The following is a 23,218-nucleotide window of genomic DNA, read 5'->3' on the forward strand; positions in this document are numbered from 1 at the left end:
TCCCAACCTTCCAACCCAATCCACCTCACCCCGTTCTCGGAGCCTTCCATGAGCGACGTGGAAATCAGCATCACCCAGCAGAAGACCATCCAGGCGCTGCAGAAGGGGGAGGCCCCCATTCCGATGCGGGGCTGGCTGGCCAAGCAGGCGGCCATCAACTACGAGGTGGAGCGGGCCCTGGCGGAGGCCGATCCCGGCGCCTTCTGGGCGGACAAGGCCCGGGGTCTGGACTGGGCCGAGCCCTGGAGCAAGGTCTTCGAGTTCAATGCGCCCAACCACGCCTGGTTCCTGGGCGGGAAGCTCAACGCCACCGTCAACTGCATCGACCGCCACGTGCACAGCGACCGGCGCAACAAGGCCGCCCTGCTGTGGGTGGGCGAGGACGGCGACGAGCGCTCCTACACCTACAACCGCCTCTACCGCGAGATGAACCGCTTCGCCAACACGCTCAAGCGCCTCGGCGTGAAGAAGGGCGATCGCGTGATCCTCTACATGCCCCTCACGCCGGAAGGCATCATCTCCATGCTGGCCTGCGCCCGCATCGGCGCCATCCACAGCGTGGTCTACGCGGGCATGGGTGCCTTGGCCCTGCGCACCCGCATCGAGGATGCCGGAGCCAAGGTCGTCGTGTGCTCCGACTTCACCTACCGCCGGGGCAAGGCCATCGCCCTCAAGCCCATCGTGGACGAGGCGGTGCGTGACCTGAGTTCCGTGGATCACGTCATCGTCCATCGCCGTGGCTCGCGGCCGGGCGACGCGCCGGTCACCTTCGCCAGCGAGCGCGAGAAGGATTTCTACGACATCCAGCAGGGCCGCGACATCCACTGCGAGCCGGAGATGGTGGACGCCGAGCATCCGCTGTTCATCCTCTACACCAGCGGAACGACGGGAAAGCCGAAGGGCGTGGTGCATGCGACCGGGGGCTACCTGGTGGGGGTGAACTACCTGAGCAAGGCCTTCTACCAGATCCAGGAGCGGGACATCTACTGGAGCACCTCCGACATCGGCTGGATCGTGGGCCACAGCTTCATCGTCTACGGCCCCCTCAGCATCGGCGCGACCGTGCTGTGCCGCGAGGGCGCGCCGGATTACCCCAGTCCGGAAGTCACCTGGGAGCTCTGCGAGCGCTTCGGGGTGAACGTGATGTTCACGGCCCCCACGGCCGTGCGCATGTGGATGAGCCACGGGGCCGAGGCCCCCGGGAAGTTCGACCTGAGCAAGCTGCGCCTCCTGGCCTGCGCCGGCGAGCCCCTGAATCCCGAGGCCCACCGCTGGGCCCAGCAGCATCTCGTCGGGCAGGGCAATGGCCAGGTGGTGGACAACTGGTGGCAGACGGAGATCGCCGGGCCCGTCATCGGCACCCTGCCCACCTTCGAAGTCAGGCCGGGGAAGGCGGGCAAGCCCATGCCCGGGGCGCAGCTGGCCGTGGTGAACCGGGACGGGAGCCCCGTGCCCGACGGCCAGGGCGGGCTGCTGGTGATCAAGTTCCCGCTGCCCTACATGCTGCGCACCGTATGGAACGACCCCAAGCGCTATGAGGACTACTGGCGGGACATCCCCGGCTGCTACAGCGCCGGCGATGTGGCCGTGCGGGATGCCGACGGCTACATCGCCGTGCTGGGCCGCTCCGACGATGTGCTCAATGTGGCGGGCCACCGCATCGGCACTGCCGACATCGAGGGCTCGCTCATCCGGCATCCCGCCGTGGCGGAAAGCGCCGTGGTGGGCATCCCGGACGCCATCAAGGGCGAGAGCATCAAGGCCTACGTGGTGGTCAAGGCTGGTGTCGAGGCGGGCCCCGGGCTCATCGCCAGTCTCAAGGACCATGTCCGCGAGGACCTGGGCGGCATCGCCACCCCCTCGGACATCGAGATCCGCGCCAGCCTGCCCAAGACGCGCTCGGGCAAGATCGTCCGCCGCGCCCTGAAGGCCTGGGCCCTGGGGCAGGATCCGGGGGATCTGAGCACCTTGGCGGATTGATGCTGTCCGGGGGTTCCGCGCTGCGCGCACACCCCCGGGCCCCCGCGCTCGGCCCGGCGGAGCCGTGCCGAGCTTCTGCTCTCCGGGGGTTTCTCGCTCCGCTTCGCTGCGCGCACACCCCCGGACCCCCGCGCTCGGCCCGGCGGAGCCGTGCCTCGCTTCTGCTCTCCGGGGGATCCCCCGCGGCGCGAGCGGCACGAGGATCTAAGGTGCCGCTCCGCTTCGCTTCGCGAACACCCCGGGTCCCCGCGTTCGGCTCGGCGGAGCCGCGCCTCGCTTCTGCTCTCCGGGGGTTTCTCGCTCCGCTTCGCTGCGCGAACACCCCCGGACCCCCGCGCTCGGCCCGGCGAAGCCGCGCCGAGCTTCTGCTTCCACCTGACGGCACCACGCTCCTTGGGAGCTAGAAGATTCGCACGAGGTTGAACCCCAAGGCCCAGCGGCCGGGGGGCCGGGGGCCTCCGGCGTAGTCGCCGCTCAGCACCTGGTGGGCGGTGGTGCCCTGGACGTTGGTGGCCATGAGCGTGAAGCGGTGGCCCTTGGTCTGGAACCGGTAGCCCACGGCGTAGCCGGGCTCGTAGGTGGCGCGGTCCAGGCGGGAGGGGCGGGGGTAGTACTCGGCCAGGACCGACTGGCTCTCGGCGAAGCGCCACCGGAGGCCCGCCCCGGCGGTGAAGAGCGCCTGGTCCCGGGTGGTGGTGCGGGACAGCCAGGTGGGCACGAGGCTGAGGGAGAAGGATCCCACCAGGAACTCAGCGGGGAGCTGCACGGCCGCGCCGGTGAGGCCCACGGTCCCGAAGGCGTAGGTGGTGCGCTGGATGGTCTCGTCGAAGCGCTCCACCCGCACCGCCAGGCGGACATGAGGGTGATTGAGGATCCGCTCCTGGAGGGCCAGGGTGACGGTCTTGCCATCCGCCGTGCGGTAGATCTGGGCGTTGAGTCCGGGCACCGCGGCAATGCCGAGATCGAAGCCCAGGCCCGGAAAGTTGCCGCCATCCAGGCCATAGAAATCCTTCGAGTTCCCTCGGGCGGATTCAGTGAAGCGGTGCGTGAAGCGGATGGCAGGCTGCCAGCCCTCCAGGTGGTCCGCCGTGGGCAGGTTGAGGCCCAGGGGGAGATCGGAGGGTGGCTCCGGTTCCTGGGCGCTAAGGGGGGCGGCCACGAGCACGAGCGGAAGGAGGGCGGTGAGGGAAGGCCGGAGGGGCATGGTCCCGTCTCGCTCAGGTCAGCCGCGTGGCGGCGGAGACGGGCTTGGACGGATCGATCACCAGGACCCCGCCCGGCGTGGCTTCGCTGACTTCGTAGTGCTGGAGGGTGGACCCGACCGGGGCCGGACCCTGGGTCACTGTGCCGTTGAGGTCGTACTGGCTGCCGTGGCAGGGGCAGTTGAAGCCGGTCTGGGTGGGGCCGAGGCGCCCGCCCTGATGCAGGCAGCTCGCGTTGAAGGCGTAGATGCCGGCGCTGTCCCGGACTAGGTAGTAGCCCTGGGCGGCGCCGAGCATCAGGGGGCAGCTGCCGGAGGCGGTGGTGGTGTAGTCCTTCACCGTTCCGGACGGCTGGGCCAGCATGCTGGCCTTCGTCTCCGAAGTGGTCACCGTGCTGGGAGGAGGAGGCGGGGGAGGCGGCGGAGGCGCCGAAGCTGACCCTCCGCCGCCGCCCCCGCAGGAGACGACTGCGGCCGCGGCGGCCACGGCCAGGGCGCAGGCGCAGAATTCCCGGCGGTCGAGGCCGCTGGACGGGGCGGAGGCGGGGGCGGCGGCGGGGATGGATGGTTCGGGGCGGGGCATGGGGCCTCCTCAGGAAGGGCCGCGGCCGTGGCCACGGGACCTGCAGGCGAGGATGCGGCGAGGCCCGCCGCGGTCCCAGATCCGGATGGCAGAAACCGGCCCCTCCGGTCTGGCGTCCGCCCTGGCCCTGGGCGCATCCTGATCGGGACATCCTGCCGATCCTGCCCCGGAGTTCCCGTGCCGCCCTTCAACCACCTCCATCCCGCCATCGTCCACTTCCCCATCGCGCTGCTGATGACGGCGCCGCTCCTCTTCCTCATTGGCGCGCTCTGGCCCGCCCAGCGCCGGGGCATCCACGCCATGGCGCTGCTCCTGCTGCTGCTCGGGCTCGCGGGAGCGCTGCTGGCCCTGGCCACGGGGGACGCCGCGGAGAACTTGGCGCACCGGACGCCGGCGCTGCGGGCCGCCCTGGACCAGCATGAGGAGGCGGCCGAGTGGACCGTGGCCATCTTCAGCATCCTGGCGGGAACCTGGGTCCTCCACCTGGGAGCCTCCCGGTTCCTCCATCGCGACTTGTCGCCTCGCCTGGCCCGGCTCCTGTTCATCCTCTGGCTGCTGGTCAGCGCCATGGGCGTGGGGGCAGTGCTCCGCACGGGCCACCTGGGCGGCCACATGGTTCATGATCTGCACACCCACGGGGGCGAGCCCTGAGCGGCGGGTGACTCCGGTTAGGCTGGTGGGATGAAGCCCCGCCAGTACGCCGTCCTCCTGCTCCTCGGCTTCGCGTCGGGACTCCCGCTGTTCCTCACGGGCTCGACGCTGAAGGCCTGGATGACGGACGAGAAGCTGAGCCTGGCCACCATCGGCCTCTTCAGCTTCGTGACGCTGCCGTACAGCCTGAAGGTGTTCTGGGCGCCCTTCCTGGACCGCTTCTCCCTGCCGGGCCTGGGCCGGCGGCGGGGCTGGATGCTGGTCATGCAGGCGGGCATGGCCCTCGCGCTCGCCCGGCTGGCCCTCACCCAGCCGCACCTGGACCTGCTCCGCGTGGTGGTCCTGGCCCTGGCCGTGGCCGTCACCAGCGCCACCTTCGACATCGCCGTGGATGCCTGGCGCGCCGAGGCCCTGGACCAGAAGCACCTGGGCCTGGGCAACAGCATCCACATCGCCGCCTACCGGGTGGCCATGCTGGTGAGCGGCGGCCTGGCGCTCATCCTGGCGGACAAGCTGGGCTGGCGCGCCACCTACCTGGCCATGGCCGGGCTCACGGTCCTGGGCATGATCGGCACCTGGATGGCCGAGAACACCGACGCCGTGGCCCGGGCCCCGCGCACGCTGCGGGAGGCCATCTCCGGGCCCCTCAAGGACCTGCTCCAGCGCCGGGGCATCGCCTACCTGCTGGCCTTCGCCGTGTTCTACAAGCTGGGCGACTGGCTGGCGGAGTCCATGACCATCCCCTTCCTGCTGCGGGGCATGGGCTTCACGAAGACCGAGATCGGCTTCGTGCAGAAGACCACGGCCATGGTGGCCATCATCCTCGGCGGCCTGCTGGGCGGCTGGATGCTCACGCGCATGAGCCTTCGGAAGGCGCTCTGGATCTGCGGCTTCGTGCAGGCCGGCAGCATCCTGGGCTTCTGGACCATCTCCCTGCTGGGCCGCCACCTGCCCCTGCTGGTGGCGGCGAACACCCTGGAGAACCTGGCCTACGGCATGGGCGGCAGCGCCTTCGCCGCCCTGCTCATGGGCGCCTGCAACCGCAGCTACACCGGCACCCAGTACGCGCTCTTCAGCGCCCTCATGGCCCTGCCTCGCACGCTCTTCGCGGGCCTGACGGGCTTCATGGCGGACTGGTACGGCTGGAAGCTCTACTTCCCCGTCTGCGCGGCGGCGGCCATCCCGGGCCTGCTCCTGCTGCTGCTCTGGGACCGCTGGGGCCTGCAAGAGACGGACGGGGCCTGATCACTTCACCACGGGCCGGTTGGCTCCGCGCCAGGCGCGCATCCCGCCCTTGAGGACGTAGACCCAGTCGAAGCCCCGGGCGGTGAGGCGCTTGAGGGCGCGATGAGACAGCGCGTCCGTCTCGTCCACGAGGACGAGGGCCCGCTTGGCCTGAGGGTCCGGGGACCCGAAGCGCCGGGTGAGCTCCGTGAAAGGCACATGCAGGCAGCCCCGGATGTGGCCCTGCCGGAAGGCCGCCTCGTCCCGCAGGTCCACGAGCAGGACGCCGGGGCCCTGGAGCAGTTCCTCGACCTGGAGGGGATCGAGCACGGGCCGTCCGCGGCCCCGGCGCCAGGAGCGGAGGCGCGGCAGGGCCACCCCGAATAGCAGGAGGAGGCAGAGGGCCGCGAAGACCAGGCCCGGCAGGAAGGGGTACGTCTCCATCCAGCCTCTCAGCGTTGTCAGGGCCTGGGCGAGCGGGGACATGGCACCTCCCGGTACGGGGATGATGCCCCGGCCTCAGACCTCCGGCAAGCCCAGAGCGGCCGCGAGGGCGCGGAAGGCCTCGGGGATCGGCGCCACGGCATCGATGCGGGCCCCGGTCAGGGGGTGGTCCACGGACAGCTTCCAGGCGTGGAGGGCCGGATGGGGCAGCAGCAGGGCCCCGCCGTCCACATCCTTCCAGCGACCCGGCCCGCCGTAGAGCGGATCGCCCATGAGCGGGGCCCGCAGGTGGGCGAGGTGGACCCGGATCTGGTGCGTCCGGCCCGTGAGCAGCTCGCACTCCACCAAGGCCACGCTGGTGGTGCGGGCCAGCACGCGGATGCGGGTCTGCGCGGGACGCCCGCCCTCGGCCACCACCATGCGCAGGCGGTCCTGCTTGTGGCGGGCGATGGGCTCGTCGATGAGGAGGCTGCCCAGCTGGGGCAGGCGGGGCGAGTGGCGCACCAGGGCCAGGTAGCGCTTCTCCACGGTCCGGGCCTTGAACTGGGCCTGGATGGCCCTTTGGGCCTCGGCGGTCTTGGCCAGGCAGAGGCAGCCGGTGGTGTAGCGGTCGAGGCGGTGCACGAGGCCCGGCCAGCCGGAGGCCAATTCTTCGGCGTCTTCTGATTCTTCGTCGCCGGGTTCGAGGACCACCGGGGCCTTGAGGCGGTGCAGCAGGGCGTTCACGATGGTGCCGCCCGCATGGCCCGGCCCGGGATGCACCACCATGCCCGCGGGCTTGTCGACGATCCACAGCTGGCCGTCTTCGAACAGCGTGGGCAGGTCGATGGCCTCGGCCTCCAGGTGCGCGGCCGGGGCGGCGATGATGGGCAGCTCCGTCTCCACCAGGTCCCCGGGACGCAGCTTCACGCCGCCCTTGGACACCGGCTGTCCGTTCACCTTCACCTCGCCCGTGCGCACGTGGGCGTCCCAGCGCGCCCGGGGGACTTCGGGGAAGCGGTCCGCCAGGAAGCGGTCCAGGCGGGGGGCGCCATCCTCGGCGCGGAGGCTGATCATCGGGTCGCTTCCTTCCGGCGGCTCCAGAAGAGCCAGAGGCCCGCGCCCAGCATCATGAAGGCCACGCCCGTGAGGCGGCCGGTGCTGAGCCAGGCCCAGCCCAGCCAGCCCGTGCCACGGTCCCCGTCGCCGCGCCAGGTCTCGGTGACGATGCGGCCCAGGCCCTCCACCAGGAAGTAGAGGGCGAAGATCTGGCCCTGGAACTGGCGTTTCCCGCGGGCCAGCAGGAGGACGGCCATCACCGTGAGGTTGGCGAAGCTGTTGTAGAGCTGCACGGGGTGGAGGGGGATGTCGAGCGGGGTGCCGCTGAAGGCGTGCGCGATGGGGTCGGTGAAGGTGGCAGCCCAGGGCACGTGGGTTTCCGTGCCATAGCAGCAGCCGGCGGAGAAGCAGCCCAGCCGGCCGATGGCCTGGCCCAGGGCCACGCCGGGCACCAGGGCGTCGCCGGTGAGGCGCAGGGGCAGGCCCTGGCCCTTGCGGAGCTTCCAGAAGAAGGTGGCCGTGGCGGCGATGATGCCGCCGTGGATGGCCCCGCCGGCCCGCAGCGTGGACATCGTGAAGATCTCGCGGAAGGTCATGGCGCCTTCCTGGCCGGCGGGCGTGAAGAGGCCCACGATGATCATCAGCAGCTTGGAGCCCAGGATGGCGGCGATGAGGACGGCGATGGCCATGTCCGTGATGGCGGCGGGGTTCAGACCATCCAGCTTCGCCTGCCGCTTGGCCAGGGCTGTGCCCGCGAAGAAGGCGATGGCCAGCAGCAGCCCGTAGGTGCCCAGGGGGAAGGAACCGATCTCGAAAAGAACTGGATGCATGCGGGATCCCGACGGGAGACTGGAAACTGAAGGCTGAAGGCTGAAGACTGAAGACTGAAGACTGAAGACTGACGAGGAGGGTGCCATGCCGATCATCACAGCCCGCGAGCTGGCGGAACGTCTGGGCGGCAACCTTGAGCATTGTCCCCCGGATCGGCCCATTTCCGAAGTGAAGCCCCTGGAAGAGGCGGGAGCGGGTTCGGTATCCTTCCTGGCCAATCCCAAATATGCCGCGAAGGCCCGGGAAAGTGCCGCGGGCCTGATCTTTGTGGACGCGACGGCAGATATGGGCGAGCACCCCGTCCTCCGGGTGAAGCATCCCTACTGGGCCTTCGCCCAGGCCATCGGCTGGCTGCACCCCGAGCCGGCTCCCGAGTGGAGCGACCGCCCCGTCCATCCCACGGCGGTGATCGGGGAGGGCTGCCGCATCGCCCCTGGCGCCACCGTGGGCGCCCGGACGGTGCTCGGGGCAGGCTGCGTGCTGCATCCGGGCGTGCATGTTGGCGACGACTGCGTACTGGACAGGGGCTGCGAGCTGTTCTCCGGCGCCGTGCTCTACCGCCGCACCCGCCTGGGCAACCGGGTGGCCATCCACGCCAACTCCGTGGTGGGCAGCGACGGCTACGGCTATGTGCTGGTGGAGGGCCGCCACGCCAAGATCCCCCAGGTGGGCTGGGTGGAGGTGGGCGACGACGTGGAGATCGGCGCCTGCGTGTGCATCGACCGCGGCGTGCTGGGCCCCACGCGCATCGGCCAGGGCACCAAGATCGACAACCAGGTGCAGGTGGGCCACAACGTGCAAGTGGGGAACCACTGCCTGCTGGTGAGCCAGACGGGCATCAGCGGCTCCACGAAGCTGGGCGACTACGTGACCCTGGCCGGCAAGGTGGGCGTGGTGGGCCACATCGAGATCGGCAGCCGCAGCGTGGTGGGGGGCAACAGCGTGGTGGCCAAGAGCCTGCCCGAGGGCAGCTTCGTCACGGGATTCCCCGCCCGGCCCCACAAGGAGTGGACCGAGGCCCAGGCCGCCCTGAACCGCCTGCCGCGGCTCATGAAGCAGCTGCGGAAGGGCTGATCAACACAACGCCTGTTCATCGGCGAACCTCGGCCCGACAAGCAGGGACACGGAAGGCGCGGAAACGCCCGGTGCATGTTCTCTGCCTCCGCTTATGGACGCTTTTCCAGTCGAGTGCGGGCGTAGCGAGGGATCAGTCCTCGAGGATGACCACGGCCACGGCCAGGTCCCCGTCGTGGCTCACGCTGCCGTGGAGCTTGCGGATGCCGCGGGCGGCCAGCAGGTCGGCCAGGGCCCCCACGGCCCACATCCGCCCGTTCACGTAGCGCAGCTCCTTCCAGGACCAGCCGTCCAGGCCCGTGCCCAGGGCCTTGCCGAAGGCCTCCCGCAGGGCCCAGCGTCCCGCCAGCCGCTCGGGCAGCCGCTCCCGGTTGCCCCCCAGCAGGTAGTCTGCCTCCTCCGGGTGGAGGATCCGCCGCGCGCCCTTCTCGGCCCCGAAGCGCACGATGAGGTGCCGCCAGCGGCTGGGCGGGCAGAGGTCGGTTCCGAGGCCGAGGATCATGCGAGCTCCTGGCTGTCAGCGGTCAGCTGTCGGCAGTCAGTCAGGAAGGGCCAGCCATGGCGCGCGAGCTGACTGAGGCCTGAAGACTGAGGACTGAGGACTGTCACGCCAGCTCCCGCGCGTACCAGCGGTCGCAGCCGCCGTGGCCCGTGCGGCCCATGGGCGCGCAGAGGGGCTGGAAGCCCACCTTCCCGTAGAGCTTCATGGCCTGGTCCATGCCTGTGAGGGTCTCCAGGTAGCAGGTGCGGTAGCCCAGGTCCTTCGCCACCTGGAGGCAGTGCCGCAGCAGCGCCTCGCCCATGCCCTTTCCCCGGGCTTCGGGCAGGAAGTACATCTTGCGCAGCTCGCACACGCCGGACTCGCCGCCCTCCAGGGCCGCCACGCCCGCGCCGCCCACCACCTTCCCGGCCTCGTCCACCACCACGAAGTAGGCCGCGCCAGGTACGCCGTAGGCCCGGCTCATGAAGTCCACCTCGGGATCATGGAGGGCGAAGCCCGGCCCGTCGGCGCCGAACTCGGGCATCACCGCGCGGATGAGGGCCGCCATGGCGGCGTCGTCCCGGGGCTCGATGGGTCGGAAGGTCAGCATGGGTCCAAGGTTACCAAACCGGTCCCGTACCGATCGGATCCAGTCCACCCTGGAGGGTGGAGGTGCGCATGTCCCTGACTTCCTTCCGCGACCGGCTCCGCGCCGGCGAGCGCCTGCTGGGCACCCTGGTGCAGATTCCGAGGCCGGAGGTGGCCACGGCCCTGGCGCGCCAGGGTTTCGACTGGCTCTTCCTGGACGGGGAGCACGGCGGCTTCGGCCTGCCGGAAGCCTCCCGCACCCTGGCGGCCCTGAAGGGCGCGGTGCCCTGCCTCTTGCGGGTGCCGCGCCTGGATCCGGATCTCCTGGCCGAAGCCGCAGGCTGCGGCGTGGCGGGCCTCATCGTGCCTCACGTGGATGCCGCGGCCCAGGCTGAGGCCGTGGTGCAGGCCGTGAAGGGCCGGTGCCTGGTGGTGGTGCAGGCCGAATCCAAGGAGGCCCTGACCGACATCGCGGCCATCGCCCGCGTGGCCGGCGTGGACGCGGTCTTCGTGGGCCCCTACGACCTGAGCGCCAGCCTGTGCCTGTCCGAGCAGTTCGACCACCCAGAAGTGCGCTCCGCCATCGGGGCCATCGCCCGGACCTGCCGCGAGGCCCACATGCCCCTGGGCATCTTCCGCATGACCGCCGCCGAGATTCGCCCCCACGAAGCCGACGGCTTCACCCTCCTGGCCACCGGCACCGACGGCGCCCTGCTGGAGGCCGGGGCCCGGGCGATGTTGGAGGGGCTGGACCGCTGAAGGAAGTCTGGACTCCGGACTCCAGACTGAATCCCTCACTCCGGCCAGTGGTGCTTGGGGTAGCGCCGCGAGAGGGCGGGGCGCAGCTCCTGGTAGGCGCGCTGCCAGAAGCCGGCGAGGTCCGTGGTGACCTGCACGGCCCGCATATTGGGGGCCAGCAGGTGCAGCACCAGGGGCACCGCGCCGCCGGCCACGGCGGGCGTCTTCTTGAGGCCCCAGAAGTCCTGGAGGCGCGAGGCGATCCAGGGCGGGTCGTCCTCGTAGTGGACCTTGGTGGGCCGCCCCTTGGGCAGCTGTATGGCGTCCGGGGCCCAGGTGTCCAGCAGGCGCAGGGTTTCTGGGGGGAAGGCCTGGCGCAGGGCCGCGGGCCAGTCCACGTCCTGCACCTCGCGCAGCGTCGTCCGCCCGACGCAGGCTCCCGCCAGCAGCGGGCCCAGCAGGTCCTCGGGCAGATCCAGGTCCGGCCGGTGCTTCCGCAGGAAGGAGAGGCGCGCCAGATAGCGCGCAGGCACCTCGTCCAGAGGCCGTTCCCTCAGGGCCTGCGCCAGCAGGCCCGCTACCTGCGGGTCTGCTGGCGCAGGCCCCCGGCTCGCATCGATCACCAGTCCGTCGAAGCGGATCTCGGAACGACGCTCCACCCGTCCGGCGAAGGTGTTGAACTGAAGCTCGTCCACGGCCTCCAGGCGCTCGGGGAATGCGTCCAGCAGCCAGTCGGCCTCGCAGCGGGAGGCCAGGCGGATGAGGGTCTGGGTGCCCGTGCCCTGCTTCGCGGCCTCCGCCTCCAGCGCCAGGACGAGGCCGGGCCGGCGCACGCGGCTGGCGGGGTCGAGCTTCGCACCGCCGCCGCCCGCGAAGGCGCAGGTGCCGTTGGCCGAGAGCTGCCCCACGCGGTCGGGGTAGGCGGCGAGGAGGGCCCGGAGCAGGCGCGCCTCGGCATCCGCAGGTTCCGGCACGGCAGGCAGCAGGCGCGAGAGGGACTGCACGGCCCGCTTGGCGCGGTGCACGGCGGAGGCGTCCAGCCCAGCGGCCCGGCAGGCGCCCGCGCCGAAGCCCGCGGCCTCGGCCTCCTCGAACTGGTCCAGGCGCAGCAGCAGGTCCGAGTCGGCGCCGTGGCCCGTCTTCACGGGACCGCGATCCAGGCCCTGGCGGGCCGACAGGCTGCCGGTCTCCAGTAGGGCCGCGGCGCGGAGGGCCAGCTGCGGGATGCCCAGGTCCTCGCCGGCCACGGCCAGGCGGGCCAGGCGCGGGTGCAGGGGCAGGTCCGCCATGCGCCGGCCCACGGGCGTGAGGGCGCCGTCCGCCAGGGCGCCCAGGCGCGCGAGCAGGCCCTCGGCGGCGGTCACGGCGGCCTCGGGAGGCGCCTCGAACCAGTGGAGCTCAGAAAGCCGTGTGATGCCCATGCCATGCAGGGCCAGCAGCGGCTCGGCGAGGTCCGCCCGCTGCAGCTCCGGCGTGTCGAAGGCGGGGCGGGCCCCGAAGTCGGCCTCCGTGAAGAGGCGCAGGCAGCGGCCCGGGCCCGTGCGGCCCGCGCGGCCCGTGCGCTGGGTGCAGCGCGCCTGGCTGATGCGCACGGTGCGCAGGCCTGAGAGGCCGGACCAGGGCGAGTGGGACGCCTCGCGGCCCAGGCCCGTGTCCACCACGGCGCCGATGCCGTCCAGGGTGACGGAGCTCTCCGCCACGTTGGTGCTGAGGATGACCTTGGGGGTTCCGGTGGCCTCCAGGGCGAAAGCCTGGGCCTCGGGCGACAGCTCGCCGTGGAGGGGCCGGAGGCTCGGGCCCCGCCGCGCGGCCAGGGCCTCGCAGCCCCTCAGGCAGGCGCGGATCTCCGCGGCGCCGGGCAGGAAGACCAGCGTGTGCCCCTTCCACCCGTCGCCGTAGAGGCGGTCCAGGGCGTCGGCCACCTGCAGCTCCACGGGCCGGTCGTCCGGGCGGGGCAGGAAGGCCGTGTCCACGGGAAAGGCCCGGCCCGCGCTCTGCAGCACGGGCGCGTCGAGGTAGGCCGCCACGGGGCCGGGATCCAGGGTGGCGGACATGACCAGGAGCTTCAGGTCCGGTCGCGCGGCGCGCTGGAGCCGGCGCAGGAGCGTGAGGGCCAGGTCCGTGTGCAGGTGGCGCTCGTGGAACTCGTCCAGCACCACGGCGGCGATGCCCTTCAGCTGCGGATCTCCGTGCAGGCGCCGCAGCAGCAGGCCCTCGGTGACGAAGCGCAGGCGCGTGGCCTTCGAGACCTTCTGCTCGAAGCGCACGGCGTAGCCCGCCCGCTCGCCCAGGGCCTCGCCCAGCTCGTCGGCCACGCGGGTGGCGGCGAGCCGCGCCGCCAGGCGCCGGGGCTCCAGGATCCAGCACTCGCCGCCCCCGAGAAGCCCCGCCTCCAGCAGGGCCGGCGGCACCCGCGTGGTCTTGCCCGCGCCGGGATCGGCCTGGAGCACCAGGTTCGGGGCGTCCCGCAGGCTGGCCACGATCCGGGGCAGCAGGGGGTCGATGGGAAGGGGCGTTCGCATCAGCACCCCAGCGCCGCGCGGAAGGCGGCCGGGTCGTCCACGGAGACCAGCAGCCGCTGGGTGGGCCGGCCGGCGCCCAGCATCCCGTCCACCCGGACGGGGGCCGCCAGGGCCAGCTCCAGCAGGGGCGCCCCCTTGGCGACGAGCCTCGACACGCCCTTGAGGTGGGCGTGGCGGGCCCAGTCGTCGTCGAAGTCCGGCAGGGGCGCGGCGGACCGCACCGAGGCCGCCGGGAAGGCCACGGACTTCACCAGGCCCTGGTGGAGGCGCACCTCACCGTCCTGGACCTGGTGGGGACGGGCCTTGATCGAGGCGTAGAGGCCCACCAGCCAGAGCACGGCGTAGACCGTGGAGCCGTGCAGCGTCCAGCGGGCCCAGGCCGGCATTCCCGAGAAGAGGGCCTTCATCAGCAGGACGTCGCCGGGGATGAGGAGGGGCAGGGCCGGGAGGAAGCTGCGGAGGGCGGATTCCCGATGGTGGCTGAAGCCTTCTGGGGCAGGATCGCGGAAGCCGCCGAGGAGGAAGCGCAGGGCGCCGCCGAGCATCACCAGCTCAAGGGCCATGAGCCGGGCGGCGCGCGGAGGCACGAGGGCCTCGAAGGCGGCGGCGATCCGGTCCTCGGGCCACGCGCCGGGCCCGAACCGGGCCGTGCGCCAGGCCCGGAGGGCCAGGACCAGCAGCAGGGCCTCCAGCGCCAGGGCGATGCCCAGCCGGACCTTCGCGGCCGGGGCCGAAAGGCCGGGCAGGGCGAGTCCGAGGCCCTCGGCCAGCAGCAGGCCCGGCAGCAGAAGGCGCGTGCCCGGGAGGCGTCCCCGGCGCCAGTCCAGGGCCATCGCCGAGAGGCGGAACGCCAGCAGTACGAGCAGGGCACCCCCGATCCAGGGCAGGGCCGGGGCGTGGGGGGCGCGGAGGCGCAGGCCGGCCCCGGCGAGGCCGAGGCCGGCAAAGAGGCCCCACAGGAGGGCGGCGGGTCGGGGACGTCGCATCTTTCCAGCCTACCAACCTGCGGGACCGCCTCTGGCGATCCCGATGCGGCGCCGCGCGGCAGCGCCGGCCTCCCTCGCGTAGAATGGAGCCTCAAGGAGACCTCATGGCGGGCATGGAGACGGCGGGCGTGGGCGGCAAGGCGGGCGTGACGATGGACAGCCTGCGGGACGCTTACGGGGACACCCTGGTGGAGCTGGGCAACGAGGGCGCCAACATCGTCGTCTTCGACGCGGATCTGGCGGGCTCCACCCGCACCAGCAAGTTCGCCAAGGCCTTCCCGGAGCGCTTCTTCAACATGGGCGCCGCCGAGCAGGGCATGGTGGCCGCCGCCGCCGGGGCCAGCACCACGGGCGTGGTGCCCTTCGTGAGCACCTTCGCCATGTTCGCCACGGGCCGCGCCTACGAGTTCGTGCGCCAGGCCTGTGGCGTGGGCCACCAGAACGTGAAGATCGTGGCCACCCATGCGGGCCTCACCGTGGGCGAGGACGGCGGCACCCACCAGTGCCTGGAGGATCTGGCCCTCATGCGCATGATCCCCGGCATGACGGTGATCTCGCCCGCGGACGCTTTCGAGACCAAGCAGGCCATCCGCGCCGCCTATGCCCACCAGGGCCCCGTCTACGTCCGCCTCACCCGCGACAAGTTCCCCCGTATCCATGCCGAGGACTACCGCTTCCAGATCGGCAAGGCTGTGATGATGCGCCCTGGTACGGACGTGTTGCTGGTGGGCTGCGGCCTGGGGACGTCCATCTGTCTCGAGGCTGCGGAGCGGCTGGTTTCCGAAGGCATCGAGGCCACGGTGCTGCACTGCCCCACCATCAAGCCCTTCGACCGGGAGACGCTGCTGAAGCTGGCCAAGGCCCACCGGGCCGTCGTCACCTGCGAGGAGCACCAGGCCCACGGCGGCCTGGGCGGTGTGGTGGCGGAGATCCTCTCCGAGGCTCACCCCATGCCCCTGCGCCGCGTGGGCGTGCAGGACCAGTTCGGCCAGAGCGGCAAGCCCGAGAAGCTGCTGGAGGCCTACGGCGTCACGCCCGCGGCCGTGATGGCCGCCGCCAAGGCCGCCCTCTGATGGCCACCGAGACCTTCCAGGCCAGCCGCTGGACGAAGGGCAACCACCTCTTCGCCACGGTCATCGAGGTGACCGAGGCGGCCGTGATCCGACGGAAGCGGTCGTGGTTCACGGTGAACGAGATCAGCATCCACCTCTCCAAGGTGGCCAGCGTGCGCATCGAGACCGGCCTGCTCTGGTCGGACATCGTCATCGAGAGCACCGGCGGCAGCGACCCCCTTACCAGCCACGGCCACACCAAGGCCGACGCCCGCCGCATCAAGGAGCTCATCGAGGCCGCGCAGAGCCGGGGCATGCGCTAAGAGGGGAGGCCATGCCGCCAGCGACGCCAGCGCCTCCCGATCCGGAGTCCCGGCGCCCTTCCGGGGCCGGCGTCCTGCCCGCGGGGTCCAGGATCGGCCGCTTCCAGGTGCAGGCTCTCCTGGGGCGGGGAGGCATGGGGGCCGTGTATCTGGCCTGGGACCCCGTGCTGGAGCGGAGGGTCGCCCTCAAGGCGATCCACCTGGGCGAGGACGGGAAGGCCATGGCCAAGGCCAGGTTCCGCCGGGAGGCCAAGGCGCTGGCCCAGCTCAACCACCGGAACGTGTGCCAGGTGCACGACTGGGTGGAGGCGGACGGGAGCGCCTACATCGCCATGGAGTTCATCGAGGGGAAGACCCTGGCCGAGCTGGCGAAGGGGCTGGACCTCCGGCGCAAGCTCCAGGTCCTGCGCGCCATTGCCTTCGCCCTGGAGGCGGCCCACGCCAAGGGGATCATCCACCGGGACCTGAAACCCAGCAACGTGATGGTGGATGCCGATGGCCAGGTCAAGGTCCTGGATTTCGGCCTGGCCAGGCTCGTGGATGCAACCTCGGCCGAGGGGGAGGATCCGACCGGGAACATCCTCAATCTCGCGGGCCTGTCTCACCCGCAGGAGAGCGGACCGACGCTGGCGGCTGTCCCGGCCCCGGACCGGGAGGAACGGACGAGCGTGGGCTCCGCGCCTCCCTCTCCGTCGCCTTCTGACTGGGGCGAGATGACGGAAGCCGGCGTGTTCATGGGCAGCCCCACCTATGCGTCTCCAGAGCAGATGCGCGGGAGGCGCGCCGGTCCGGCGAGCGACGTGTTCTCCCTGGGTGTGGTCGCCTGGGAGCTTCTGCTGGGGGACCACCCGTTTCCCGGCGAGGGCCGGGAGAGGATGGTGGCCACCATCCAGGGCGACCTCCGGCCGCTGCGGGGTCGGGGGCTGCCCCGATGGCTCGGGGCCCTGCTGCGGACCATGCTCCTGCGGGAAGCGGCCAAGCGGCCGACGAGCCGCCAGGTGGCCGATGCCATCAGCCGCCACCTGGCGGGAAACCCGGCCGTAAGGTGGGCCGCAGGCCTCGCCATCGGCCTCGCCATGGTGGCGGGGGGCGCCTACTACCTGTTCGGACGCAGCATCATCGGGGACCTCGGCAGGGGACGTCCGCCGCGGATGGCGGTCATGCCGATCCGCAACGCCACGGGGGATCCGGCCTTCGAGGCCCAGGTGGGCGTGGGCATGACGGAGCTCCTGTCGACGGCCCTGCGGGGCTCGCCGCACCTGGACGTGGTGGAACCCGAATCCGTGGCCCGGGTGTTGTCGACCCTCCGGATCTCCGCTGCAGAAGCCCTGGATCCGGCCAGCCAGCCCCGGATCGCCAACGCCCTGGGCGCCCAGCTGTTCCTCCGGGGAACCCTGGGCCGGGACCCCGCCGGGCAGGTGAATGTGCTGACCTACGAGCTGGTGGACGGATCGGGACGCGTCCGCTTCTCGGGGGCGGCTCGGGCCCCCCGCCAGGATTCGTTCGCGCCCTACGAACTGGTGGATCCCGCCGCCAACGACCTGCTTCGGAAGGTGGACCCACTTCGGGCAGGCACGGTCCAGAACACGCCGGTGCCGCCGCAAGCCTTTGCGGCCTATGCCCAGGGAAAGGCTTTGTTCCTGAAGGGGGACTTCAAGGGAAGCGAACCCTATCTCCAGGACGCCGCCATGAAGGCTCCGGCCTTCTCCAGCGCCGTGTCGGCCTATGCCGCCTGCCTCCGTCGCCTCGGCCGGGATCAGGCGCCCGCGGTCGCCAACTGGGCGCTCATGTCCGCGAAGGCCACGGGGGACCGGTGGGCCGAGGGGCGGACCCTGGGCCTGAAGGCGTACCTGGCCAAGGATCTCGGGCAGCTCGATGAATCGGAGAAGCTCCGGGAAGCCACCCTGGCTCTGGCCCAGGCCATCGGCGACCGGGATGGGGAGATCATCGCCTACAACCACCTGGGGCTGATCGCGGCCGAGCGGGGGAAGTCCAAGGCGGCCCGGGAATTCTACGAGCGTTCCCTCCAGCTCAGCCAGCAGACCGGGGACAAGGTCTACCAGTCCCTGGCCCAGAACAACCTGGCCAACCTGGCGCTGAAGCGGGGCGATCTCGGGACCGCCGAAGCCCTCTACCAGAGCAACCTGAACCTTCAGCAGGGGCTGAGGAACCGATGGGGCGAGGCCCTGGCCCAGAACAACCTGGGGGTGGTCGCGCTCATGGCCCGGGACCTGCCGGCGGCCGAGGTGCGGCTGACCGCGGCCTTGGCGACCCGCGAGTCCGTGGGTGACCGGGTGGGCCGCATCACCTGCCTGCGGAACCTCGGCATCCTGGCCCAGATGAAGGGGGACCTGCCCGGTTCCGCGGTCTTCCACCGCCGCGCGCTCGACCTTGCGGAGGCCTCGGGGCTGCGGACCATCGAGGCCGAGTGCCGGTTCTACACGGCCGAGCTGGAGCGCCTCCAGCAGCGCTTCGGCCCGGCCCTGGCGGGCTACCGGCAGGTCCTCGAGCTCTTGCCGGAAGGGGTGACTCCGGATGTCCGGGCGAACGCCCAGGCTGCGGCCGCGGAATGTCTGGTCCGCAGGCCCAGGCCCGACCTGAAGGAAGCCGGGAAGTGGCTCCTCGCCATTCCGGCCGGGTCTGCGGACTCGCCCTACGTCCACCGGGCCAAGGCCTGGCTGGCGGCCCGGTCGGGCCAGCGCGACGCCGCCCTGGCCGAGCTGGTGCGGGCGATCGAGGATCCCAACCGCCAGGCTCCGGAGATCCGGGCCGAACTCGAAGCCGCACGGGCCGCCTTTCTGGCGGAGCCCCGCTAGCGTGATTCAGTCCGGGCGGTGCCTGCGAGCTTCGCCGCCACGGCCTTGAGGTCCTCCTCCGGCGAGAGGTGATGCCGTACTTCCTGATCGCCCTGGCTGAGGGCGACGCAGATCCGCCCGAAGGGACAGTTCTGCAGGCAGGATTCCCGGACGATCTGAAGCCCCTGAAGCCGCTTGCGGCTGAGGAGCAGCTGGGTGAGGCAGGCCAGAGCCTCGGTCATGGCCTTGCCGCGCCGGGGGCTGCGGAGGGCCTGGCGTTCGCAATCGGCACAGATGGTGAGGATGGGCGGCATAGACATAAAAATCTATCACAATGCCGGTTTGCACCACCTCGGATGGAGGATCAGGCGAATCGGGGCGTCCGTTTCTCGAAGAAGGCGGCCAGGCCCTCCTTGGCGTCGGGGTGCCGCATGGCGGCCTTCATCTGGGCGCCTTCGGCCTGGAGGCGGACCTGCAGGGTCTCGGCATCCAGGCCCTGGTTGCGGAGCAGGGTGGCCTTGATGCGGGCGAAGGTCTCGGCGGGCCCCGCCGCCAGGCGCTGGGCGAGGGCTTCCACGGCGGCCTCCAGCTGGTCCGCGGGGACGATCCGGTTCACGAGGCCCAGGGCCTGGGCTCGGGCGGCGTCCAGGGTGTCGCCGGTCATCATCAGCTCCGCGGCCACGGCGGGGTTCACAAGGCGCGAGAGCATGACGCTGCCGCCCCAGTCCGGGTGGAGGCCGATCTTCACGAAGGCCATGCCGAAGGACGCCTCGGGCGTGGCGAGGCGCAGGTCCGCGCAGAGGGCCAGGCTCATGCCCGCGCCCGCCGCCGGGCCCTGGACCACGGCCACCACGGGCTTCGGCAGCGTGGCCAGGCTGTGGGCCACGGCAGCGCCCAGGTCCAGCAGGGACTCCAGCTCCGCCCAGCGTCCCTCCGCCAGGGCCGCGGAGATCCAGCCGAGGTCGCCGCCGGCGCAGAAGGCCCGCCCCGCGCCCCGCAGAAAGAGCGCCTTCACGCCCGGCTCCGCAGCCTTCGCCAGCGCCTCCTCGAAGCCCTCCTTCATCTCCGGTACCAGCGCGTTCAGCTTGTCCGGCCGATCCAGCGTCAGCGTGGCGACGCGGTCGCGGATCTCGAAGCGGATGGGAGAGGGCATGGGAACTCCAGGGGGTTAGCCACGGATGAACACAGATGAACGCGGATAGAGAAAACTACCATCTGTGTTTATCTGTGGCCGATCGCTTTGGCGAACGCCGCGAAGAGGTCACGGGCGGCGTCGCCGGCAGGGCCCTTCAGGCCGACGAGGTTCTCGGGGTGCCACTGGACGCCGAAGACCCAGCGGGTGGGATCGGTGGTCTCCACGGCTTCCACCAGCGGGCCGGTGGCCGCATGGACCGTGTCCAGGTGCCAGCCCACGGCCGCCAGGAGGGGTGCCACGCGCTTCACGGCCTGGTGGTGGCGGCTGTTCACGAGGAAGACGTCCTCGCCCAGCAGGGCCCGCAGGCGCGAGCCCGGGGCGAGTTGCACGCGGTGGCGCATGTCCGGCTGGTCCGGCGTGCCGTGCTGGTGGCGGGAGGGCTCGCAGCCGTAGTGGTCCGGGATGTCCTGGACCAGGCTGCCGCCCAGGGCCACGTTGAGGACCTGCTCGCCGCGGCAGATGCCGAGGATGGGCAGGCGGCGCTCCCAGGCGGCGCGCACCAGGGGGATCTCGAAGCCATCGCGGCCCGCGTCCACGTCGGCCTTGGGATGGACGGCCTCGGCCTCGTCCCAGTGCCGGGGGTGGATGTCGTCGCCGCCCGTCAGCAGGAGGCCGGCGATCCCGGTCAGATCCGGCAGGGGATCGCCGGGGGCCACCAGCAGGATGGGCCCCGCCCAGCCCGCGGCCTTCAGGGCCGGAAGGTAATGCTTCTCGGCGCCGGACTTGTTTTTACAGCTCACCAGAAGATTTGAGTTGCCGCTTGACATGCCTGGGCCCCGGGGGAATCGTGATTACCCTACCACCCCCTCAGATGGTCTGAGTCGACGGTGAGGCGGAGAGCTCCGCCGATACAAAGGAGGACATCATGTCCGGTTCATTGAACAAGGTTCTGCTCATCGGCAACCTCGGGCGCGACCCCGAGCTGAAGTCCACGCCCTCGGGCCAGTCTGTCGCGCGGTTCTCCGTGGCCACCACCGAGACCTGGAAGAACCAGGCCGGCGAGAAGCAGAGCAAGACCGAGTGGCACAACATCGTGGTGTGGGGCAAGCAGGCCGAGATCGCCGAGAAGTACCTGCGCAAGGGCAAGCAGGTGATGATCGAGGGACGCATCCAGTACCGCGAGTACACCGACCAGGCCGGCGTGAAGAAGACCGCCTGCGACATCCGCTGCGACAACTTCGTCATGCTGGGCCGCATGGAGGACGGCGGCGGCAGCCGGGAAGGTGGCTACGGCCGCGGCGGCAGCCAGGACTTTGAAGAGCACGGCGCGCCCAGCCCGGCCGCCGGCGGCAGCTTCCCCGACGACGACATCCCCTTCTGAACATTTAGGGTTCCGCCGGCCTGTTCGGCACGGCTGCAAAACGGCGCCATTGGCGCCGTTTTGCAGGTCAGGAAGAATTTTCCGGCACTGAAGCCAGGTGGTCTTATCTCGGCATGACGTTGTTCCAGGTCCCCTGAATATGGGTGTGCCAATGGACCACACGATCCTTGTCCACGAGGATGGATCGAAGCCGAGGACGCCCGATGGGCGCCATGACTTGGGTCGGCTTGGCGAGGAAGGTGATTTCCCAGCCGATGATGGTGTCGGCGTCCTTTCCGCGCGGCCAGCGGTTCGTGAGGGCGGAATACCAGCGGACCTTCCCGAGCACCTTCACATCCTGGATCTGTGTGTTCGGACCCCACAGGGACCGCTCGGCCATGATTTTGACGAAGGCCAGAGCCTCTTCCGGCGTGGGTTCGGGTCCGCAGTCCAGATCGGGACCGAACGCTGAAGCAGGTCGCCTCCGGGCCACCTGCCACGCTGGCCACGGCGCCTCGTCGTTTGGGTCTGGCTGCACAGCTTCCGGTTTTTGCGGGGTTTGGGTTTCCTCCGGCGGAGGCGATGGTTTCGGCGTTCCGGAGACCTGCGCCGGGTACTCCGCCACGACCATTCGTGACGCCTGGATCGGACCCGGGGGAAGCGCTGCGATGGGCCCGGGGGCGCTTGGGAATTCAAAGACCTGCGGAGGTCGGTCAGGGAGGGCCTGGATGCGTCGGGCAATGACAGGCATCTGGGGAGCCTCGGCAGCGGATTCCAGAAGGGGCGCCGGGAATCCGGCGGCCGGTAACCGTGTCTGGGGCTTTCCAGCCGGGGCGGGCAAGCTCGCCACTAGGGCCAGGACCGCGGCGAACCCCAGGCCAGGCATCGTGAAGCGCACCTTGGGCGGGTCGGACAAAAGCAGGCGGCGCAGGCGTTCCATGAGGTCGCCTCCTTTGGCCTGGAGGGCCGGAGATGGAGTCCACCCGCGGTATTCATCGAGGAGGCTCAGGGTTTCGGCATAGAAGACGGCGTCTCCGCAGGCCTGGACGGCCGCGTCGTCGCAGCAGTGTTCCCGTTCGGTCCGGATCCGGCGGGAGATCCACCACACGGCGGGGTGGAAGAAGAGGAGGATCTCGATCGCGCACTGGAGGCCGTTGACGAGCCCATCCAGGCGGCGGATGTGGGCGAGCTCGTGGGCCAGGACGGCCTCGGCGGCGAGGGGATCCAGGTTCGCAAAGAACCCGAGGGGAAGCAGGACGACCGGCCGGAGCAGCCCCAGGCACATGGGCGTCGCGACCCGGGCCGATTCCAGGAAGCGCACGGCCCTGAGCAGCCCCGTGCGCCGCACCAGGTCTTCGAGCCAGCCCGGTTCGGCCATGGGTCTGGCTGCAGCTCGCAGTCGCCGCAGCCAGAGCCAGCCACCCGCAGTCCGAAGGCTGAGGAGCAGGACGCCCAGGGCCCAGGCCGCCGCCACCCAGGGGAGGTACGGCTGCAGGTAGGTCTGCCAAGGTCGAGCGAGGGACTGGGCGGGCGCGACATCCGGAGCGGAGGCCGAACCGACCGTGGGCACAGGCGCATATGGGGCGGGAAGAGGGCCGGAGGCAGGGGTGGTGACGGGCGCTGAAGGAGAAGCCAGCAGGGTGAAAGTGGTCGCGGCGCTTCCCAGACACGCCAGCAGGAAGGCGCAGCCCAGCAGATAGCGGACCTGGGGGCTCCGACGCCGCGTCCAAGTGAAGGCGGCCCAGGCCAACAGGCCCAGCAGGGCGCCCTGCCAGAGGAAGTGGACCAGGGTCCAGGCCAGGCGCTGGGCGAAGGGGGTCCCGAAGAGGGGGATCATGGCCGCTTCTGCCTGGCCTGGGCCAGCAACCGAGCCAGTTCCTCGCGTTCCTTGACGCCCAGCCTCCGGCTCGAAAGCGTCGTGGCCATCAGGTCCAGGGCGCTGCCGCCGAAGGCGCGCTCCAGCAGGTCGTCCACCAGGTGCTTGAGGGTGTGCTCCCGGGCCTGGGCAGGCCGGTAGACGTGGGAACGCTCGGAGTCGTCCCGGAGCAGCAGCCCCTTGTCCGTCATCGTCTGCATCATCTTCAGCACGGCCGTGTAGGTCAGGTCCCGGTCGGCGCCGAGGACCTCGTGGACCTGCCGGACCGTGGCCGGGCCGAGGTCCCACAAAGTCCGGAGAATGGAGAGTTCCACGTCGGTGGGGCGATTCATGGGG

Annotated in this window: 23 protein-coding genes; 9 read left to right on the forward strand and 14 right to left on the reverse strand. The window is 71.0% G+C overall.

What is annotated here, in order from left to right; genetic code table 11:
• Positions 1-48: 48 nt before the first annotated feature.
• A complete protein-coding gene (gene acs / locus ML539_RS12095; protein WP_243324183.1) occupies positions 49-1,980 on the forward strand; it encodes an acetate--CoA ligase in 1,932 nt (643 codons plus the stop codon).
• Positions 1,981-2,380: 400 nt separating this feature from the next.
• Here the strand turns inward: acs and ML539_RS12100 are convergent, their stop codons facing one another.
• Together ML539_RS12100 and ML539_RS12105 are read right to left on the reverse strand one after the other, a co-directional pair.
• The gene (locus ML539_RS12100; protein WP_243324185.1) at positions 2,381-3,184 is read right to left on the reverse strand and encodes a DUF5777 family beta-barrel protein; all 804 of its coding nucleotides are present in this window, start codon (positions 3,182-3,184) and stop codon (positions 2,381-2,383) included.
• 13 nt (positions 3,185-3,197) lie between these two features.
• Complete coding sequence (locus tag ML539_RS12105) at positions 3,198-3,764, reverse strand: Rieske (2Fe-2S) protein (protein WP_243324187.1); 567 nt, start codon at positions 3,762-3,764, stop codon at positions 3,198-3,200.
• Between the two features lie 177 nt (positions 3,765-3,941).
• On the opposite strand from ML539_RS12105, the gene ML539_RS12110 reads away from it, so the two are divergent.
• Together ML539_RS12110 and ML539_RS12115 are read left to right on the forward strand one after the other, a co-directional pair.
• Positions 3,942-4,415, forward strand: a complete 474-nt coding sequence (locus ML539_RS12110) for a DUF2231 domain-containing protein (protein ID WP_243324189.1) — start codon at positions 3,942-3,944, stop codon at positions 4,413-4,415.
• 30 nt (positions 4,416-4,445) lie between these two features.
• Positions 4,446-5,660 (forward strand): MFS transporter, encoded by a 1,215-nt coding sequence (locus ML539_RS12115; protein WP_243324191.1) that lies wholly within the window; start codon positions 4,446-4,448, stop codon positions 5,658-5,660.
• Here ML539_RS12115 and ML539_RS12120 read toward each other — a convergent pair whose 3' ends face one another.
• The 3 genes from ML539_RS12120 to ML539_RS12130 are packed head-to-tail and all read right to left on the reverse strand — an operon-like array spanning position 5,661 to position 7,951.
• Entirely contained in the window at positions 5,661-6,125 is a 465-nt protein-coding gene (locus ML539_RS12120; protein ID WP_243324193.1) for a rhodanese-like domain-containing protein, read from the reverse strand.
• 33 nt (positions 6,126-6,158) lie between these two features.
• Complete coding sequence (locus tag ML539_RS12125; protein ID WP_243324195.1) at positions 6,159-7,139, reverse strand: RluA family pseudouridine synthase; 981 nt, start codon at positions 7,137-7,139, stop codon at positions 6,159-6,161.
• On the reverse strand, positions 7,136-7,951 hold the full coding sequence (locus tag ML539_RS12130; RefSeq protein ID WP_243324197.1) for a prolipoprotein diacylglyceryl transferase: 816 nt from the start codon (positions 7,949-7,951) through the stop codon (positions 7,136-7,138). Before ML539_RS12130 ends, ML539_RS12125 begins: the two co-directional genes overlap by 4 nt.
• An 85-nt stretch (positions 7,952-8,036) precedes the next feature.
• Here ML539_RS12130 and lpxD point away from each other — a divergent pair, with 85 nt between their 5' ends.
• Complete coding sequence (gene lpxD, locus ML539_RS12135; RefSeq protein ID WP_243324199.1) at positions 8,037-9,026, forward strand: UDP-3-O-(3-hydroxymyristoyl)glucosamine N-acyltransferase; 990 nt, start codon at positions 8,037-8,039, stop codon at positions 9,024-9,026.
• Between the two features lie 133 nt (positions 9,027-9,159).
• On the opposite strand, the gene ML539_RS12140 is transcribed toward lpxD, so the two are convergent.
• Positions 9,160-9,528 carry a holo-ACP synthase gene (locus ML539_RS12140; RefSeq protein WP_243324201.1) on the reverse strand — a complete coding sequence of 123 codons (369 nt, stop codon included), beginning with the start codon at positions 9,526-9,528 and terminating at the stop codon, positions 9,160-9,162.
• Between the two features lie 103 nt (positions 9,529-9,631).
• Positions 9,632-10,156 (reverse strand): GNAT family N-acetyltransferase, encoded by a 525-nt coding sequence (locus tag ML539_RS12145; protein ID WP_347710767.1) that lies wholly within the window; start codon positions 10,154-10,156, stop codon positions 9,632-9,634.
• 29 nt (positions 10,157-10,185) lie between these two features.
• On the opposite strand from ML539_RS12145, the gene ML539_RS12150 reads away from it, so the two are divergent.
• Positions 10,186-10,854 carry an aldolase/citrate lyase family protein gene (locus ML539_RS12150; protein WP_243324206.1) on the forward strand — a complete coding sequence of 223 codons (669 nt, stop codon included), beginning with the start codon at positions 10,186-10,188 and terminating at the stop codon, positions 10,852-10,854.
• A 35-nt stretch (positions 10,855-10,889) separates the two neighbouring features.
• Here the strand turns inward: ML539_RS12150 and hrpB are convergent, their stop codons facing one another.
• Entirely contained in the window at positions 10,890-13,355 is a 2,466-nt protein-coding gene (gene hrpB, locus ML539_RS12155) for an ATP-dependent helicase HrpB (protein WP_243324210.1), read from the reverse strand.
• On the reverse strand, positions 13,355-14,341 hold the full coding sequence (locus tag ML539_RS15565) for a hypothetical protein (protein ID WP_279341639.1): 987 nt from the start codon (positions 14,339-14,341) through the stop codon (positions 13,355-13,357). Before ML539_RS15565 ends, hrpB begins: the two co-directional genes overlap by 1 nt.
• Positions 14,342-14,445: 104 nt before the next feature.
• On the opposite strand from ML539_RS15565, the gene ML539_RS12165 reads away from it, so the two are divergent.
• The 3 genes from ML539_RS12165 to ML539_RS12175 are packed head-to-tail and all read left to right on the forward strand — an operon-like array spanning position 14,446 to position 18,532.
• Positions 14,446-15,414, forward strand: a complete 969-nt coding sequence (locus ML539_RS12165; protein WP_243324211.1) for a transketolase C-terminal domain-containing protein — start codon at positions 14,446-14,448, stop codon at positions 15,412-15,414.
• Positions 15,414-15,716 (forward strand): PH domain-containing protein, encoded by a 303-nt coding sequence (locus tag ML539_RS12170; protein ID WP_243324216.1) that lies wholly within the window; start codon positions 15,414-15,416, stop codon positions 15,714-15,716. Before ML539_RS12165 ends, ML539_RS12170 begins: the two co-directional genes overlap by 1 nt.
• 11 nt (positions 15,717-15,727) lie before the next feature.
• Entirely contained in the window at positions 15,728-18,532 is a 2,805-nt protein-coding gene (locus tag ML539_RS12175) for a serine/threonine-protein kinase (protein WP_243324218.1), read from the forward strand.
• Here ML539_RS12175 and ML539_RS12180 read toward each other — a convergent pair.
• The 3 genes from ML539_RS12180 to ML539_RS12190 all read right to left on the reverse strand — a co-directional run bounded on the left by ML539_RS12180 (position 18,529) and on the right by ML539_RS12190 (position 20,446).
• Entirely contained in the window at positions 18,529-18,825 is a 297-nt protein-coding gene (locus ML539_RS12180; RefSeq protein ID WP_243324219.1) for a hypothetical protein, read from the reverse strand. The two genes, ML539_RS12175 and ML539_RS12180, sit on opposite strands and share 4 nt — an antisense overlap.
• A 50-nt stretch (positions 18,826-18,875) precedes the next feature.
• Complete coding sequence (locus tag ML539_RS12185; RefSeq protein ID WP_243324221.1) at positions 18,876-19,664, reverse strand: enoyl-CoA hydratase-related protein; 789 nt, start codon at positions 19,662-19,664, stop codon at positions 18,876-18,878.
• Between the two features lie 68 nt (positions 19,665-19,732).
• On the reverse strand, positions 19,733-20,446 hold the full coding sequence (locus ML539_RS12190) for a gamma-glutamyl-gamma-aminobutyrate hydrolase family protein (protein WP_243324222.1): 714 nt from the start codon (positions 20,444-20,446) through the stop codon (positions 19,733-19,735).
• Between the two features lie 125 nt (positions 20,447-20,571).
• On the opposite strand from ML539_RS12190, the gene ML539_RS12195 reads away from it, so the two are divergent.
• A complete protein-coding gene (locus tag ML539_RS12195; RefSeq protein WP_243324224.1) occupies positions 20,572-21,027 on the forward strand; it encodes a single-stranded DNA-binding protein in 456 nt (151 codons plus the stop codon).
• A gap of 103 nt (positions 21,028-21,130) precedes the next feature.
• Here the strand turns inward: ML539_RS12195 and ML539_RS12200 are convergent, their stop codons facing one another.
• On the reverse strand, positions 21,131-22,843 hold the full coding sequence (locus ML539_RS12200; protein WP_243324226.1) for a M56 family metallopeptidase: 1,713 nt from the start codon (positions 22,841-22,843) through the stop codon (positions 21,131-21,133).
• Positions 22,840-23,214 carry a BlaI/MecI/CopY family transcriptional regulator gene (locus ML539_RS12205; protein ID WP_243324227.1) on the reverse strand — a complete coding sequence of 125 codons (375 nt, stop codon included), beginning with the start codon at positions 23,212-23,214 and terminating at the stop codon, positions 22,840-22,842. Before ML539_RS12205 ends, ML539_RS12200 begins: the two co-directional genes overlap by 4 nt.
• Positions 23,215-23,218: the final 4 nt, after the last annotated feature.

The organism is Geothrix sp. SG200, from assembly GCF_022808935.1.
In the GTDB taxonomy this organism is placed as follows: Bacteria; Acidobacteriota; Holophagae; order Holophagales; family Holophagaceae; genus Geothrix; species Geothrix alkalitolerans.

Bases quoted from the DNA above. Each gene is read 5' to 3' on its own strand.
- ML539_RS12125 (WP_243324195.1), bottom strand. From the start codon at position 7,139: ATGATCAGCCTCCGCGCCGAGGATGGCGCCCCCCGCCTGGACCGCTTC.
- ML539_RS12195 (WP_243324224.1), top strand. From the start codon at position 20,572: ATGTCCGGTTCATTGAACAAGGTTCTGCTCATCGGCAACCTCGGGCGC.
- ML539_RS12100 (WP_243324185.1), bottom strand. From the start codon at position 3,184: ATGCCCCTCCGGCCTTCCCTCACCGCCCTCCTTCCGCTCGTGCTCGTG.
- ML539_RS12185 (WP_243324221.1), bottom strand. From the start codon at position 19,664: ATGCCCTCTCCCATCCGCTTCGAGATCCGCGACCGCGTCGCCACGCTG.
- ML539_RS12170 (WP_243324216.1), top strand. From the start codon at position 15,414: ATGGCCACCGAGACCTTCCAGGCCAGCCGCTGGACGAAGGGCAACCAC.
- lpxD (WP_243324199.1), top strand. From the start codon at position 8,037: ATGCCGATCATCACAGCCCGCGAGCTGGCGGAACGTCTGGGCGGCAAC.
- ML539_RS12140 (WP_243324201.1), bottom strand. From the start codon at position 9,528: ATGATCCTCGGCCTCGGAACCGACCTCTGCCCGCCCAGCCGCTGGCGG.
- hrpB (WP_243324210.1), bottom strand. From the start codon at position 13,355: ATGCGAACGCCCCTTCCCATCGACCCCCTGCTGCCCCGGATCGTGGCC.
- ML539_RS12175 (WP_243324218.1), top strand. From the start codon at position 15,728: ATGCCGCCAGCGACGCCAGCGCCTCCCGATCCGGAGTCCCGGCGCCCT.
- ML539_RS12120 (WP_243324193.1), bottom strand. From the start codon at position 6,125: ATGTCCCCGCTCGCCCAGGCCCTGACAACGCTGAGAGGCTGGATGGAG.
- acs (WP_243324183.1), top strand. From the start codon at position 49: ATGAGCGACGTGGAAATCAGCATCACCCAGCAGAAGACCATCCAGGCG.
- ML539_RS15565 (WP_279341639.1), bottom strand. From the start codon at position 14,341: ATGCGACGTCCCCGACCCGCCGCCCTCCTGTGGGGCCTCTTTGCCGGC.
- ML539_RS12115 (WP_243324191.1), top strand. From the start codon at position 4,446: ATGAAGCCCCGCCAGTACGCCGTCCTCCTGCTCCTCGGCTTCGCGTCG.
- ML539_RS12105 (WP_243324187.1), bottom strand. From the start codon at position 3,764: ATGCCCCGCCCCGAACCATCCATCCCCGCCGCCGCCCCCGCCTCCGCC.
- ML539_RS12165 (WP_243324211.1), top strand. From the start codon at position 14,446: ATGGCGGGCATGGAGACGGCGGGCGTGGGCGGCAAGGCGGGCGTGACG.
- ML539_RS12130 (WP_243324197.1), bottom strand. From the start codon at position 7,951: ATGCATCCAGTTCTTTTCGAGATCGGTTCCTTCCCCCTGGGCACCTAC.
- ML539_RS12205 (WP_243324227.1), bottom strand. From the start codon at position 23,214: ATGAATCGCCCCACCGACGTGGAACTCTCCATTCTCCGGACTTTGTGG.
- ML539_RS12200 (WP_243324226.1), bottom strand. From the start codon at position 22,843: ATGATCCCCCTCTTCGGGACCCCCTTCGCCCAGCGCCTGGCCTGGACC.
- ML539_RS12150 (WP_243324206.1), top strand. From the start codon at position 10,186: ATGTCCCTGACTTCCTTCCGCGACCGGCTCCGCGCCGGCGAGCGCCTG.
- ML539_RS12180 (WP_243324219.1), bottom strand. From the start codon at position 18,825: ATGCCGCCCATCCTCACCATCTGTGCCGATTGCGAACGCCAGGCCCTC.